Consider the following 14,394-nt stretch of genomic DNA (forward strand, 5'->3'; position numbering starts at 1 on the left):
TTCAGGGTTCGGGGCTCGGAGGGGAATCATGTCCACAGGGGGAAGCATGTCCGTACGACGGACGAGACGCACGCCGGTCGCATCGCTCGCGTTCGTCGGAGTGGCCGCGCTCGCGGGGCCGTTGCTCGTTCCGGCCGCGTCCGCGCAGGCTGCGTCGGGCTCGCTGACCGTGACCACGCTGGGGCGGCACGGCGCCAAGGTCGCGACGACGATCACCGTCGTCAACGCGTCGTCGGGTGAGACGCGTACCGTCAAGTCGGGCAAGCGGCTCAGCCTGCCGGCGGGCAAGTACCTCGCGATGACCGACATCTACGAGAGCGCCACCGACGGTCTGGGCACCGACACGATCGGCGCGCAGGTGGTGACGGTGTCGGGGGCCAAGTCCGTGACGCTGGACGCCCGTAAGGGCAAGGTCGTGAAGGTGTCGCTGGACACCCCGGCCGATGTGACGCAGCCGGCCCGGATCAGCGCGCAGGTGTGCGCCGCGGACATGGACATGCCCTCCGCGTTCAGCGCGGGCGGCTGGAACGACGCGGGGTCGCTCTACGCGATCCCCAACTCCTCCAAACTGCTCCAGTTCGGGTACCTGGCGCAGTGGTCGGGCGACGACAGCTATGTCGCAGTCAAGAAGACGACCGGTATCCCGACCGCGCCCGGCGGTTCGTTCAAGCGGTCGCAGCTGGCGACGCTGCGGTTCTCGGTGCGCGCCGGGACGCAGATGGGCACGCAGAACGACACCGCCCTCCAGGCCGCGCCCAAGGTCGACGACTGCACGACCGACCTGTACGCCAACGTCACCGACGACACCGCGCCGTTCAGCACCGCGGTCCATGTGACGCCCGGGACCTGGCAGCCGCGCGACGACGTGATCGCGAACAACGGCGATGTCGTCAGTGGCGGTTTCCCGGCGACCAGGACGCTGAAGGCGGGGCAGAGCTTCACCCAGTCGTTCGGGCGGGCCGTGTGGAGCCCGCTGCACTATCTGCCCTTCGTCTGGCAGAAGTCCGTGAACTTCATCCCGGACGCGCTGATCGGCGACCCCGACGTGGGCGTCTGGGGCGCCGACCCGACGAAGGAGACGGTGGTCCTGACCAAGGGGAGCACCACCGTCAAGAAGCAGACCCTGACCAACTGGGGCTCCTCGGCCAGTGACTCGTTCGCCGCCCGTATCCACTCGGCCGGCACCTACCGGCTGACCGTGGACGCCCACCGCTACCACCCGGGCATCACCTTCCCGTCCGGCATGCTGTCCTCGCGCGTCACCCTGGACTGGCGGTTCAAGGCCGACCCGGCCAAGTCGGTGGTCGCCCCGGTCTTCATGACCCGCTTCCTGCCCGCCGGCCTCGACAGCCGCAACCGCGCCAAGGCGAGCAGCACCACCTCGGTCACGGTCAGCGCGGGCCGCGGATCCCAGGGCCCGGACGTCAAGTTCACCAAGTCGACGGTCAAGTCCCTGAAGGTCTGGGCGTCTTCGGACGGCGGCACGACCTGGAAGGCCGCTACGGTCACCCGCTCCGGTTCCTCCTGGAAGGCCGCCGTGCACAACCCGGCCTCCGGCGCGGTCGCCCTGCGTTCACAGGTGACCGACTCCGCCGGCGGCACGTCAGTGGAGACCGTCTACCGCGCCTACGCCATCGGCTGATCCGCTCCCGTTCCCGTCCTGGCCCCCGGCGCCGGCTCCGTCCGGACAGGGCTGGTCGCCGGTCGGGGCGGACGGTTCGGGTGTGGGTGACGTCGAGGGGTCGGACGGGGTCGTGGGCTCGGACGGAGTCGTGGGCTCCGGTGTGGTGACGGGATCCGGAGTCTCCTCCACGGGAGTGCTCGGCTCCGGCGTCGGCTCCTCGCTCTTCGGAGGCGTGGGAGCGGGCTCCGTCGGCGCCGGGTCCGTCGGTGTCGGGTCCGTCGGTGTCGGGTCCGGCTTCGGTTCCGGCTTCGGTTCCGTGACCACCGGCGGTGTGGGAGTCGGCTCGGGCTCCGGCTTCGTGGTCACCGGCGGAGCAGGAGTCGGAGGCGGGGTCGGAGCCGGAGTCGGCTCGGTAATCACCGGCGGCGGCTCAACAGGCGCCGTAGGAACCGGAGTTGCCCCACCACCACCCACCGGCACTACGACCGACCCGCCCCCGGTGCCGCCAAGTGCGGCCGGAGACACGGAACTTATGGACCCGTCCGCCGCGGGCGCCGTAGAACCCGTACTCCTGCCCGGCGACTTCGAGGGCTTCCCCGTGCGCGGCTCGGAGGCCACCGGCGCCTGGGAGACCGGGACTTCGGCCACCGGGCCCTTCGCGACCGGGACTTCAGTGGCGTCGCCGCCGCCGAGGAGGACGACGACCGCGACGGCGCCCGCCACGGCCGTACCGACGGCGGCCGCCATCTGTGTCTTCGAGGCGCCGACTGCCGCGTGCCGTACGCCGTGCAGCAGTCCGGCACCATGGCCACCCGTCGCGGCCGTGGCCGCTCCCGCGGAACCCGCGCCGAACGCGGCGAGCAGGAACTTGCCCGTGCCGCCGAGCACGAACACCAGCAGGGCCGGGGCGACGATCGCGGGCAGGCGGTCGTTGGCGCGCATCAGGGCCGCGAGGCGGGCGGCGCAGTCGTCGCACGCGTCGACGTGGCCGAGGAGGCGTTCGGACTGCCGCTCGGTGGCGCCGCCGCGCACGTACGCGGGCATACGGGCCCAGTGGACCTGGCACGCGGGATCGTCCGGGGCACCGGTCTGCTCACGCAGGAACGCCTGCCGCATGCCCTCGCGCGCACGGTGCAGCAGGACGGCCGTCGCGCCCTGCTTGGTGCCGAGCTGAGGGCCGATCGCGGCGAGCGGCAGGCCCTCCGCCTCGGCCAGCCACAGCGCTTTCACCCAGCGTTCGGGCAGTTGCTCAAGTACCCGTACCAGCAGGTCGGTTGAGGACACCTGCTCGGCCGGGTCGCCCCCGTGGACGTGCGCGTGGCTCGCGTCCGCCCGCTCGTCCGCCTGCGGATCGCGCGGTGTCTCGCGCGCGGCGCTCCCCGCGGCCGTGGCGAGGTGCTTCACGGTCGTCATGAGGTACGCCGGTACGTTGTCGATCTCATGGCCGGCGGACAGCCTGCGCCACACCCTGAAGTGCGCCTCGGCGACGAGGTCTTCGGCGACCCAGGTGTTCCGGGTGAGCGAGCGGGCGTAGGCGACGAGGCGCGGCTGCTGCTCCTCGTAGATCCGGGCGTACGCGGCGGTGGGACCGTCGTTCATGGCAGCAACGCTCCAGTTGCCAAGGGGGGCGGGGAAGATTTGTAAGCCTAGATGCCGAAACTTTCAACTAAAGTTGCAGCGACAACAGAAGGTGACCCAGATCACATCAACCTTCTTGCGCAACGGCGTAATCAAGCGCCCCTCCGCGCGCTCAAGGAGGGTGAGTCGGCACAACCGGCCGCCGTCCCACCCGAATCGGAGACCGCCCATGCGCCACGTCACCCTGGAACAGCCCACCAGCGCCCGCCTGATCGCCGACGACGACCAGGAGTTGGCGGTGACGGTCACCCTGCGCTACTCCTCAGGCGACCCCTTCGCCGTCCAACTCCTGTTCCCCGCCTGGATATCGCTCGACGGCAAGAAGGTGACGTGGACCTTCGCACGGGCGCTGCTGGAGGAGGGGCTCGCCACCCCGGCCGGGATGGGCAACGTGCACATCCGTCCCTACGGCCCCGCCCACACCGCCGTCGAGTTCCACTCGCCGGAGGGCATCGCGATGATCCGCTTCGACTCAGTCGCGCTGCACCACTTCCTGCGCCGGACGTACCGGGTGACCGAGCCGGGCCGGGAAGCCCTGGAACCGTCCCTCGACCGGGGGCTCGCCTCGCTGCTGGACGGCGCGTGAGGCCGACGGCCCCGTTCCGGTCCCCTTGCGATTGGCATATTCTGCGAGGCCTCTTGATGTGATCCGGTTCGCCGGTACCCCTGCCACGCACGAACGGTGCCCGTCTGGAGAAAGCAGCCCCTCATGAGCGAATCGCCGCACAGGACAGCCCGGTTTTCCACCCGTGCCGTCGTCGTCGGAGGCAGCCTCGCCGGCATGCTCGCCGCCGCCGCCGTGAGGGACTTCGTCGACAGCGTCGAGATCATCGAGGCGCACGGCCTGCCCGAGGGGCCCGAGGCACGTCCGGGCGTTCCCCAAGCCGCCCATTTCCACGTCCTGTTGTCGGGCGGGGCCAACGCGATCGAGGAGCTGCTGCCGGGCACGCTCAAGGAGTTGCTGTCCGCGGGCGCCAACCGGGTGCCCATGACGACCAACATGCTGATCTACTCGCCCGAGGGCTGGTACCGCCGTTGGCAGCGTGACAGCCACTATCTGATCACCGCGAGCCGCGACCTCACGGACTCCGTCGTCCGCGGACAGGTGCTGAAGGACCCGCGCGTCGGCGCCCGCCCGCACACCAAAGTCACGGCCCTGCTGGGGAGTTCGGACCGCGTCACCGGCGTAAGGCTGCGCGCGGCGGACGGCACCGAGTCGGACCTGACCGCGGACCTGGTGATCGACGCGTCCGGACGAGCGTCCCGAACCCCCCAGTGGCTGGGCGAGTTGGGCATCCAGGGCCCGGCCGAGGACCGCATCGACTCCGGCATCGCGTACGCCAGCCGTATCTACCGCGCCCCGGTCCCCACCCTCAACTGGCCCGTGATCAACGTCCAGGCCGACCCGCGATCGGGCGCACCCGGCCGCACGGGCGGCATCGTCCCGATCGAGAACGGCCGCTGGCACGTCAGCCTGATCGGCACCCCGGGCGCCCAACCCACCCGCGAGGCAGCGGAGTTCGAGCCCTACGCCCGCACCCTCCGCCACCCCGTAGTCGCCGACCTCCTCTCCCACGCCGAGCCCCTCACCGACGTCGCCCTGACCCACAGCACGGTCAACCGCCGCTACTACTACGAACGCCTGAAGTCCTGGCCCGAGGGCCTGGTCGCCCTGGGCGACTCGGTCGCCGCGTTCAACCCCATCTACGGCCACGGCATGTCGGTGGCGGCCCTCGGCGCGGTGGCGCTCCGCGCCCAACTGGCGTCCGCGGGCCTCACCAACGGCCTCTCCCGCAAGGCCCAACGGGCCATCGCGAGACCTGTCGAACTCGCCTGGAGCCTCGCCGTGGGCCAGGACATCCACTACGGGACGACACAGGGCCGGAGCGCGGGCACGGCCGACCGCCTCCTCCAGCGCTACGTCAGCCGGCTGTCCCATACCGCCACGGGCTCGTACCGCGTGGCGACCGCGATGACGGAGGTCCTGACCCTCCAGTCGCCGGGCACGGCACTGCTCCGGCCAAGTGTGCTCGCGGCGGCGGCAGTTGGGCCGCTGCGGCCGCAGCTGGACGGGCCTACGTTCACGGGTGGGGAGCGGCGGTTGCTGGCGGAGGCGGGGATCTCGTTGCCGGGGATTGCCGAGTAGCGCGCCGGGATTGTCAGTGGCGGCTGCTTCCATGAGGTCATGAGCACCGTGTACGAGGCCGCCGCCCTCCTCCCCGACCCTGCCGAACTCCGCGTCCATCTGCGGGCGTTGGCGGTCCTGGACGCCACGATCGGCGACGATCCGCAGTTCTGCGTATACGCCTTCAACGCCGACTGGGGCCCGGGCGAGGAGGCGGCCCTGATGGACAACGGCTCCGGGGACGACTTCTCGGTCCTCTTCGCACCGGCCGGCGTGCTCATCCGCGGCTTCGACCACGAGTCGGCGATGAGCCCGTACGGGACGGACGACGAGGAGGTCTGGCCCGGTGTCGTCGACGAAGTGCCCGCCGCGCTGCTCCCGTTGCTGGACGATCCGGCCTTCCGCGACGAGGGCCTGGGCTTCACGCGCGTCACCGTCTGTCTGTGGCGCGAGACCGGCGACACCGCGTGGCGCGCCGGCTCGGCCATCGACTTCCCCGTGGGCCACGAGAGCCCGGACGGTTCCGGCTTCCTCTTCCACCTCCTCACCGACCGCTCCCCGGAGACCGTCCAGGCCCACTTCGAGGACTACTACGAGCGCCCCGTCCCGCTCGACGCGGTCCGCCATGTCCTCGCCGGACACCCCGTGACCCCCGCCATCGCGGCGGCCCTCAGCCCGGCCGAGGTCAGCTAGCCGTACAAGACACCGTCGGCCAGGTCCAGTTGCCGTTCGGCTGGATCGTCACGCCCCAGTTGTTGCCGGCGCCGTTGGGTTTGGCGGTCAGTACCTGTGAACTGGGGTACGTGGCGGCGATGTTCCAGGTGGAGAGGATCTTCGCCGGGGACGGGACGTTCATCGTCACGGTCCACGTACTGGAGCCGGTGACCGCGACGTTGAGGTTGTAGCGGTCGCTCCACTGCGTACCGGCGGACAGGGTCGCCGTACAACTGCCGCCGCCCCCACCGCCGTTGCCGCTGCCGTCGGGGGCCACCGCGCGGCCCGTGGTCGGGGAGATCATTCCGGCGCAGAGGTTGCGGGCGGCCAGGCCCTGGGCGATGCGGGGGATCGCCGCGACCGTGTTGGCGGGCCAGTCGTGCATGAGGATGATCTGGCCGTTGGTGAGCCGGGCGGCCGCCGCGACGATCGCGTCGGTGCTCGCGCCGTTCCAGTCCTGGGAGTCGACGTCCCAGATGATCTCCGTCAGGCCGTACTTGGCCTCCACGGCCTTCACCGTCGCGTTGGTCTCGCCGTACGGCGGGCGGAAGAGCTTGGGGGTGCCGCCGCCCGCGGCCGCGACGGCCTGCTGGGTCCGGGAGATCTCCGAGTCGATCGTGGCCTGGGTCTGCGTGGTCAGGTGCGGGTGGGTGTAGCTGTGGTTGCCGACCCACATACCGGCGTCCACCTGGGCCTTGACCTGCGCCGGGTACGCGGCCGCGTACTGGCCCTCGTTGAACATCGTGGCCCGGAGACCGTTCTGCTTCAGGGCGTTGAGCAGGGTGGGGGTGTTGCCGGACGGGCCGTCGTCGAAGGTGAGGCCGACGTACCCGCTGCAAGTGGCCGCCTGCGCGGGGGTGTTCACGCCGACGGCGAGGGTGCCCGCGGCGGCCAGGGCGATGACGGCCAGCCTGGCGACCAGGGAGCGTAACGAGAAGTGCGGTGCGGATGCCATGTGAAGTGGTCCTCCAGCCTTGGGAGTTGGGGGGAGCGGTCAGCTCGCCGTGCAGGACACCGTCGGCCAGGTCCAGTTGCCGTTCGGCTGGATCGTCACGCCCCAGTTGTTGCCGGCGCCGTTGGGTTTCGCGGACAGCACCTGCGAACTCGGGTACGTGGCCGCGGTGTTCCAGGTGGAGAGGATCTTCGCCGGGGACGGGACGTTCATCGTCACGGTCCAGTTGCTGGAGCCGGTCACCGCGACGTTGAGGTTGTAGCGGTCGCTCCACTGCGTGCCGGCGGACAGCGTCGCCGTGCAGCCGCTGGTGCCGCCGCCCGAACTCGTCCCGCCCACCGTGATGTTGGAGTTCCCGCTGCTCTGGTAGCCCTCGGTCGCGAGGATCATGTAGTAGCTGAAACTGCCGAGCGGCATCCCGGCGCGGGCCCACGCGTCGAAGTGGTTGCCGGTGGTGATGGTGCCGCCGGTGCGCTTCGTCTGCCGGACGCTCCAGTACTGGTCGAAGGTCTTCGTGCCCTCCACCGAAGGGGCGTTGTAGCGCGTGGTCTTGTAGATGTCGTACGTGCCGCCGTCGCTGGTGACGGTGCCCATGTACGTGCCCGTCGGCCGGTAGGTGCCCCAGTTGTCGACGATGTAGTACTCGACGAGCGGGTTCGAGGTCCAGCCGTACAGCGACAGATAGCCGTTGCCGGACGGGTTGAAGGTCCCCGAGTACGTCACGCTGCGGCGGCCGCCGGTGCTCCAGCCCTTGCCGGCGACGAAGTTGCCGGTGTTGCTCCACGTGGTGCTGTAGTTGCCGCCGGAGCCGAGGTTCATGGAGACCGAACCCTGCGTGTCGGTCCAGAACGAGTAGTAGTAGCCGTTGTTGGTGCCGGTCTGGTTCGTGGTGACGACCGTGTCGGCACTGGCGCTGCCGGGCAGGGTCATCATCGCCAGAAGGGCCAGCAGCAGGGCGCAGGCGCCGCTGACGGAGAGCCTTAAGTGTTTCGACGTGCGTGCGGGTGTGTTGTCCATGGCGCGTCAGTTTTGGTCTGCCCCTGCCAACTGTCAATAGTTTCGGTGCCGAGTACGAAATATTCGCCGCTCGCGAATGCGGGGCGCTTTATCAAATTCCCCAGCTCATAGCCGCTATTGAACGATTCACGCCGGGAGGTCACCCATGGATCGCCGACAATCAAGATCCGACCGTCGAATGTTTTCGCCCGAATGTTTCGAAGAATTCCCCGATCATACGGACCGCTATCCCACCGTCGCCGAAGTCACCGAGTCCGCACGGCAGTTGGTCTCGCGGTATCCCGGCGTCTGCCGACTGGGCCGGATCGGCAGCTCCCGCGCGGGCCGCCCGATCCGGATGCTGTCGGTGGGACACGGGCCGCGCCACGTCCTCGTGGTCGCCGGACCCCACCCCGACGAACCGGTCGGCGGCGCGACCGCGCTCGTACTGGCGGAGCAAGTGGCGCGCGGAGAGCGGCTGTTCGCGGCGACCGACCCCACCCTCATCACCTGGGACTTCGTCCTGTGCCTCGACCCGGACGGTGCCGCCGTGAGCGAGGCCGGAACCGAAGACACCGCAGCCACGGCCGCCCCCACCCTGCGGAGCTACTACCGCACCACCTACCGCCCGATCGCCGCCGAGCAACCGGAGTGGGCCCCGATCGTCGGCCGCCAACTCCCGGAGAGCGAGGCGCTGTTCGCGACGATCGACGCCCTGCGGCCGTTCCTCCAGTGCTCGCTGCACAGCACCGACGTGGGCGGCAGCTGGGTCCAGTTGACCCGCGACCTCCCCGAACTGGCCGCGCCCTTCCGCGCATCCGCCGCCGAACTCGGCATCCCCCTCCAGCACGGCACGTACGACGCCCTGTACTGGGAGAACCCCAGCCCCGCGGTCTACGTCCTGCCCGCACCGGACAACACCGCACGCCTGGCGGCCGGTTCGGAGAACATCGGCGCGTCCACCTGGTGTGCGCCCCTGCGGTACGGCGGCGTCACCGCGATCGTCGAAGTCCCCATGTGGGCAAGCGACTTGGCCGAGGACCTGTCCCCGCACCCGGACGCCGGACACGCCCTCCGCGACCTGGCCGGCCTGGTCCTCGACGGCGGCCGCCAGGTGACCGCCGTACTCGAGAAGGCACGCGCCTTCCTGCCGTCGCCCCAACACGACCCGCTCAGGCGGGTGGTGGAGTGGATGGCCGACGGCCTCTACGACATGGTCGCCGACTCCTGGGAACCACTGGCCCGTCAGGCAGCCGCCGCGTCGGCCGACGACGACCCGCGGCGCCTGACAACGGCCCAGGTCGCGGCCCTGAACATCGTCGCCCGCCGCCAACCCATCCGCGCGGCAGGGCTGTTGCTACGGCTGCTGCAGGCGTCGGACGACAAGGCGGCCCCCGCGCTGTACCGCGAACTCGACGAACTCTTCACGGCGTGGTGCACGGACGCCGAAGATGCCCTACGGGTGCGCTGGGTGCCGGTCCGCCACCAGGTGGAACACCAGGCGCGCACGGTGCTGGCCGGTGCCGAGAGCGCGCTGAAGGCGCTTCGCTGAACGCGTGACGGACCCCTCGGCAGACCCGCCCTCACCCGAGCCCGGAGGCCCTCCCCCTCACCGCCTCCCGGCGAGCAGCGCCGCCACCCCGAACTCGTACCGCTCCTCGAACGACGCCGGTGCGAGATGACCGGCCACCCGATGCAGCGCGGGGTGAGTCGTCTCGGAGATCGCCCGCGCCAGGATGTCGCCCAACGGCCGGTGATCCACGGCCTGTTCCTCCTGGGTGAGGCCGAGGGCGAAGTAGACGACGGCCCATGAGGTCCACGCGGCCTCGCGGTCGCCCAGGCCGCACGCGAGCAGCGCCTCGACCAGGGCCTCCGCGAAAGCCAGGGTCATGGGCTCGGCGGCGTAGGTGCCGACGACGAGTGCCGCGCCGTCGCGGTGGGACAGCAGGGCGCGGCGGAACCGGCGGGCCAGTTCGCGGGCCCGTTCGGCGGGGACTTCCGGCAGGTCGGTGAGCGGGATCTCGCCAAGTACGGCGTCCGCCATCAGCTCCAGCATCCGGGCCTTGGTCTTCACATGCCACTGCACGGTGTTGATCCGCACGCCGAGCCGGTCGGCGACCGCGCGCGTGGACACCGCGTCCAGGCCCTTCTCGTCCAGGAGGGCCAGGCCCGCGCGGATCACCGTGGCCGGATCCAGTCGGTCGCTCTGTTGCTTGTTGGTCACTGACCTAGTTTACTTCACCCGAAGACTCTAGGTCAGCGACCAAGAAATGGGTGGTCTCATGGGTGCACAGCAGGTGGAAGCAGAGCAGGCGGGGACACAGCGAGTGGAAACCGCGCAGGTCGTCATCTCGGGAGGCGGCCCCGTAGGCCTCTGGCTCGCCGCCGAACTCCGGCTGAACGGCATCTCCGTCACCGTCCTGGAACTCCGCACGGAGATCGACAACCGCTCCAAGGCGCTCACCGTGCACCCGCGCGGCGTCGAGGTGCTGGCCTCGCGCGGGATCCACCAGCGGTTCCTCGACGAGAGCCTGAAGATCTCCACCGGGCACTTCGCCAACCTGTCCAACCGGCTCGACTTCTCGGTCATGGACACCCCGTTCCCGTACACCCTCTTCATCCCGCAGGCCCGTACCGAGGCGCTCTTCGAGGAGTACGCCCGCGGGCTCGGCGCGACGATCCGGCGTGGGCACCGCGTCACCGGCTTCACCGAGCACGCGGACTCGGTGACCGTCCGGGTCGAGGGGCCAAAGGGGCCGTACGCGATCGAGGCGGAGTACATCGCGGGCTGCGACGGCACGCGGAGCACCGTGCGCGACGTCGCCGGGATCGAGTTCCCCGGCACGGACTCGCGCTATCTCGGCTGGCTCGGTGACGTCCTCTTCGACAACCCGCCGGCGCCCGGCTTCAGCCGCTTCACCGAGCGCGGCGGCCTGATGATCGTGCCGCTGCCCGACAACCGCTGGCGCATCGCGGGCACCAGCCCCGACAGCGCGACCACCGAGTGGCCCGGCGACTTCACGATGGACGAACTGCGGCAGAAGGTGACCGACATCGCCGGCGAGGACTTCGGCATGCGCGACCCGTCCTGGCTCTCCCGCTACGGCAACGCCACCCGCCTCGCCTCCCACTACCGGCGTGGCCGCGTCGTGCTCGCGGGCGATGCCGCGCACCAGCACTACCCCACCGGCGGTGTCGGCATGAACGTCGGTTTCCAGGACGCCTTCAACCTCGGCTGGAAGCTGGCCGCGACGATCGACGGCTGGGCCTCGGACGGGCTCCTCGACAGCTACCACACCGACCGCCACCCGGTCGGCGAGCAGCTGATGGAGCACAGCCGCGCGCAGACCTACCTGTTCCACGCCTTCACGCCGGAGGGGCTCGCGCTGCGTGACCTGCTGAGCCGGATGGTCCCGGAATCACGGGAGTTCAGCGATGTCCTGGCCGGCCGGCTGACCGCGCTCGACGTCGCCTACCCGAGCGCCGACCCGACGGCCCACCCGGTGACCGGCACCCGCGCCCCCGACCTGCCCCTCACCGACACGGACGGCACGCTGTTCGGCGCGCTGCGGGCGGACTCGTACATCCTGCTCGACCTGACGGCGGAGGGCGCGCTGGCCGACCGCGCTCGGCAGCGGGTCACCGTGCACTCCGGTGCGCCCGACGGGACACGGCCCGCGTGGGCGGACGTACGAGCGGCCCTGATCCGCCCCGACGGACACGTCACGTGGGCATGGACGGACGAGGACGACACGAAGCTGGCGGCGGGGGTCGACGCGGTCGTCGCCACGACCCTCGGACTCTAGAAGGGACCGGACCGGACTCATGGATCTCGGACTGAGGAACAAGGTGTACGTCGTCACCGGCGGCACCCGCGGACTCGGCCACGCCGTCGCCCGCGAACTGGTCGCCGACGGCGCCAAGGTGCTCGTCACCGGCCGCGACGAGAAGCGCGCGGCGGAGGCAGCGGCCGAGCTGGGCCCGAACGCGGCCGGCGTCGCCGTGGACAACTCCGACCCGCGGGCCCCGCGCCAACTGATCGCCACGGCAAGGGAGTTGTACGGCGGCTTCGACGGCGTCCTCGTCAGCGTCGGCGGCCCGCCCGCGGGCGACGTGGCGGCCACCACCGACGAACAGTGGCGGGCGGCCTTCGAGTCGGTGTTCCTGGGCGCGGTACGGCTGGCCCGAACAGCCGCGGCGGAGTTGGGAGTTGGGGGTGTGATCGGCTTCGTCCTGTCCGGCACGGCCCACGAACCGGCCCCCGGCATGGCCATCTCCAACGGCCTGCGCCCCGGCCTGGCCGGCTTCGCCAAGTCCCTGGCCGACGAGTTGGGCCCCCGCGGCATCCGCGTCGTCGGCGTCCTCCCGGGCCGTATCGCCACGGACCGCATGCGCGAACTGGACGGCCTGGCCCCCGACCCCGACGCCAGGCGGGCCGCCAACGAGTCGGCGATTCCGCTGGGGCGGTACGGGACGCCGGAGGAGTTCGGGCGCGTGGGCGCCTTCGTGCTGTCGCCGGCGGCCTCGTACGTCACCGGGGTGATGGTGTCGGCGGACGGCGGGGCTCGGCGGGGGTTCTGAGACCGGTCGGCCCTGGGGCGCGGGGCGCTTCCCCGGTACCCCGCGCCCCAGGGCCGTAGCTCACGCGGTGGTGCTTCGGCCGCTCACACCCAGAGCTTGACGGCCTCCAGCCAGCGGGTGTTGTCCAGGGTGCCCCCGAAGATGTAGCCGGGGCGTGGCTGGGCGCAGTCCGAACTGCCCCAGTCGTAGCCGTGGACGATGGCGGACCGGCAGACCTGCCCGGTGCCGATGTTGATGGCGAAGCCCGTCATGTAGGGGGCGCCCGACTTCGTGCTGCCGACGTAGTTGTTCTTGCCGTCGCCGATGACGGCCGTCCACTGCGGTTCCCATTTGCCCTGCCCGCTGGTCGACTTGGCGTCGTGCACGAAGGCGTTGGCGGCCGAGCCGCCACCGCCGTACACCGCGATGTTGAGGGCCTGGATCGGGTGGGTGCCGCTCGTCGTTCCGGCGAGCGTGCCGTCGCAGACGGGCTTCTGCCAGCCCTGTCCGGTGAGGTAGGCGCGGTAGCAGATGTGCCGTCCGGACGGGTCGCTCCGGTGCAGCCGGTTCACCGCGGTGGCGGCGGTGTCCTGCGCGGGTTTGGCGGTCACGGTGGCGCGCGGCGGCTTCGCGGTCACGGTGACGGTGACGCCCGCCAGTCCTCCTGTTCCTCCTCCCGTCCCTCCCCCGCCCTTCGGGGCCTTCGCGCCCTTCGAGGTCTTCGGCTTGGCCGAGGAGGAGGCTGTCGCGCTGGGCGGCGGGAGCGGTGTGCTCGCGGTCGAGGAGTCGGTCGGCGCCGTCTCCTCGGCCAGCGGAGTCCCGCTCGTCTCGGCACCCGAGCGCGCGGTCTGCTTCTGGCGCCCCCCGTCGTCCGGTGAGCCGCTGCCCAGGATCACCAGCGGAACGATGACGAGAGCGGCCACGCCGATGGCCACCGGGCCGACGACCAGGGGCTTGTGGAGCAGCCCGGGCGACGCGTACTCGTCGTCCGACTGGCGCCGTCCGTTCCCCGGGGCGACCCTCGAGACCGGGCGGACGGTGGGCGAGGGCGGAGGCGGGGGCGGCCCCGCGAGCCGGCGCTCCCTCTGCTGCTCGAGTGTGTACGCCTCGACGTCGAAGGGGTCGTCACCGTCGTCGCGGTCGCCGTCCCTGTCGTCATCGCCGTCGTCCTCGGCGTGGTCGAGGTCGTCGTCGGGGTCGTCGAGGTCGTCGTCGCCCGTGGAGGGGCCGGCCTCCTCCATCGGTCCGTACGGCTCCGGGCGCACCGCCTCCTCGGCGGGCTCGGCGTCTCCCAGTGGCGGCCGGACGGGTCCCAACTCCTCGGCCGGTTCCGGCAGTTGCCCCTCCTGCTCCAGAAGGCTGCTCGAACCGTCGGGGGCGACCTCGACGAACGCCACGTATCCCGCGGCGGGATCGGAGATGGTCGCCGTCACGGTGGTGTTCCGGTCACGGGCGTATGCGTGCAGTCTGTCGAGGATCGCGGCGTCGACCGACTCTCCTTCCGCCGGCCGTACGGGTTCGCCGTCGATGGCGGCCGAGCCGTCTCCGGAGATGACCACCGCGTGGCGCGGCGGCGGCCCGGACGGCTCCCCGGCGGATTCCGGTTCGCTGAGATCCACCGGCTCACCGGACACGGCGTGGTCGTCCCCCGCGATCGGCTCGTCCGTCTCTTCACCCCGGCTCATGGCGCTTCCTCTCTTCTGACGTCTCCCGGCCGACATGGCCCCGGTCGGGAACGGCGTGACGGTCCCCGGACAGCGCAACGGGTGCCGTAGGGGAACGGTT

Annotated in this window: 12 protein-coding genes; 7 read left to right on the forward strand and 5 right to left on the reverse strand. The window is 71.0% G+C overall.

Translation table 11 applies throughout. The annotated features are described in order from the left end of the window. The first annotated feature begins 28 nt into the window (after window positions 1-28). The gene (locus OO69_RS43095) at window positions 29-1,642 is read left to right on the forward strand and encodes a hypothetical protein (protein WP_158713488.1); all 1,614 of its coding nucleotides are present in this window, start codon (window positions 29-31) and stop codon (window positions 1,640-1,642) included. Here OO69_RS43095 and OO69_RS43100 read toward each other — a convergent pair. Further along, a complete protein-coding gene (locus OO69_RS43100; protein ID WP_078652831.1) occupies window positions 1,604-3,223 on the reverse strand; it encodes a sigma-70 family RNA polymerase sigma factor in 1,620 nt (539 codons plus the stop codon). The genes OO69_RS43095 and OO69_RS43100 overlap by 39 nt on opposite strands. Before the next feature lie 208 nt (window positions 3,224-3,431). On the opposite strand from OO69_RS43100, the gene OO69_RS43105 reads away from it, so the two are divergent. The 3 genes from OO69_RS43105 (at window position 3,432) to OO69_RS43115 (ending at window position 6,080) form a co-directional block, all read left to right on the forward strand. Next, window positions 3,432-3,848 (forward strand): SsgA family sporulation/cell division regulator, encoded by a 417-nt coding sequence (locus tag OO69_RS43105; protein WP_033286449.1) that lies wholly within the window; start codon window positions 3,432-3,434, stop codon window positions 3,846-3,848. Between the two features lie 123 nt (window positions 3,849-3,971). Continuing rightward, window positions 3,972-5,408, forward strand: a complete 1,437-nt coding sequence (locus OO69_RS43110) for an NAD(P)/FAD-dependent oxidoreductase (protein ID WP_033286450.1) — start codon at window positions 3,972-3,974, stop codon at window positions 5,406-5,408. A 39-nt stretch (window positions 5,409-5,447) separates the two neighbouring features. After that, window positions 5,448-6,080, forward strand: a complete 633-nt coding sequence (locus OO69_RS43115; RefSeq protein ID WP_033286451.1) for a hypothetical protein — start codon at window positions 5,448-5,450, stop codon at window positions 6,078-6,080. Here OO69_RS43115 and OO69_RS43120 read toward each other — a convergent pair. After that, entirely contained in the window at window positions 6,073-7,056 is a 984-nt protein-coding gene (locus tag OO69_RS43120) for a polysaccharide deacetylase family protein (protein ID WP_033286452.1), read from the reverse strand. The genes OO69_RS43115 and OO69_RS43120 overlap by 8 nt on opposite strands. A 39-nt stretch (window positions 7,057-7,095) precedes the next feature. Next, window positions 7,096-8,070 carry a glycoside hydrolase family 11 protein gene (locus OO69_RS43125; RefSeq protein ID WP_033286453.1) on the reverse strand — a complete coding sequence of 325 codons (975 nt, stop codon included), beginning with the start codon at window positions 8,068-8,070 and terminating at the stop codon, window positions 7,096-7,098. A gap of 178 nt (window positions 8,071-8,248) precedes the next feature. Here OO69_RS43125 and OO69_RS43130 point away from each other — a divergent pair, with 178 nt between their 5' ends. Beyond that, window positions 8,249-9,601 carry a M14 family zinc carboxypeptidase gene (locus OO69_RS43130; RefSeq protein ID WP_051801647.1) on the forward strand — a complete coding sequence of 451 codons (1,353 nt, stop codon included), beginning with the start codon at window positions 8,249-8,251 and terminating at the stop codon, window positions 9,599-9,601. 57 nt (window positions 9,602-9,658) lie between these two features. Here the strand turns inward: OO69_RS43130 and OO69_RS43135 are convergent, their stop codons facing one another. Beyond that, window positions 9,659-10,273, reverse strand: coding sequence for a TetR/AcrR family transcriptional regulator C-terminal domain-containing protein (locus OO69_RS43135; protein ID WP_033286454.1), 615 nt, complete (start codon window positions 10,271-10,273; stop codon window positions 9,659-9,661). 58 nt (window positions 10,274-10,331) lie between these two features. Here OO69_RS43135 and OO69_RS43140 point away from each other — a divergent pair, with 58 nt between their 5' ends. Then, window positions 10,332-11,855, forward strand: coding sequence for an FAD-dependent monooxygenase (locus tag OO69_RS43140; RefSeq protein WP_051801648.1), 1,524 nt, complete (start codon window positions 10,332-10,334; stop codon window positions 11,853-11,855). Between the two features lie 19 nt (window positions 11,856-11,874). Further along, entirely contained in the window at window positions 11,875-12,630 is a 756-nt protein-coding gene (locus OO69_RS43145) for an SDR family NAD(P)-dependent oxidoreductase (protein ID WP_033286456.1), read from the forward strand. Window positions 12,631-12,713: 83 nt separating this feature from the next. On the opposite strand, the gene OO69_RS49620 is transcribed toward OO69_RS43145, so the two are convergent. Beyond that, window positions 12,714-14,294: a hypothetical protein gene (locus OO69_RS49620; protein WP_051801649.1), complete on the reverse strand. Its 1,581-nt coding sequence runs from the start codon at window positions 14,292-14,294 to the stop codon at window positions 12,714-12,716. Between the last annotated feature and the right edge of the window lie 100 nt (window positions 14,295-14,394).

It is taken from the genome of Streptomyces sp. NRRL F-525, from assembly GCF_000716605.1.
Lineage (GTDB): Bacteria > Actinomycetota > Actinomycetes > Streptomycetales > Streptomycetaceae > Streptomyces.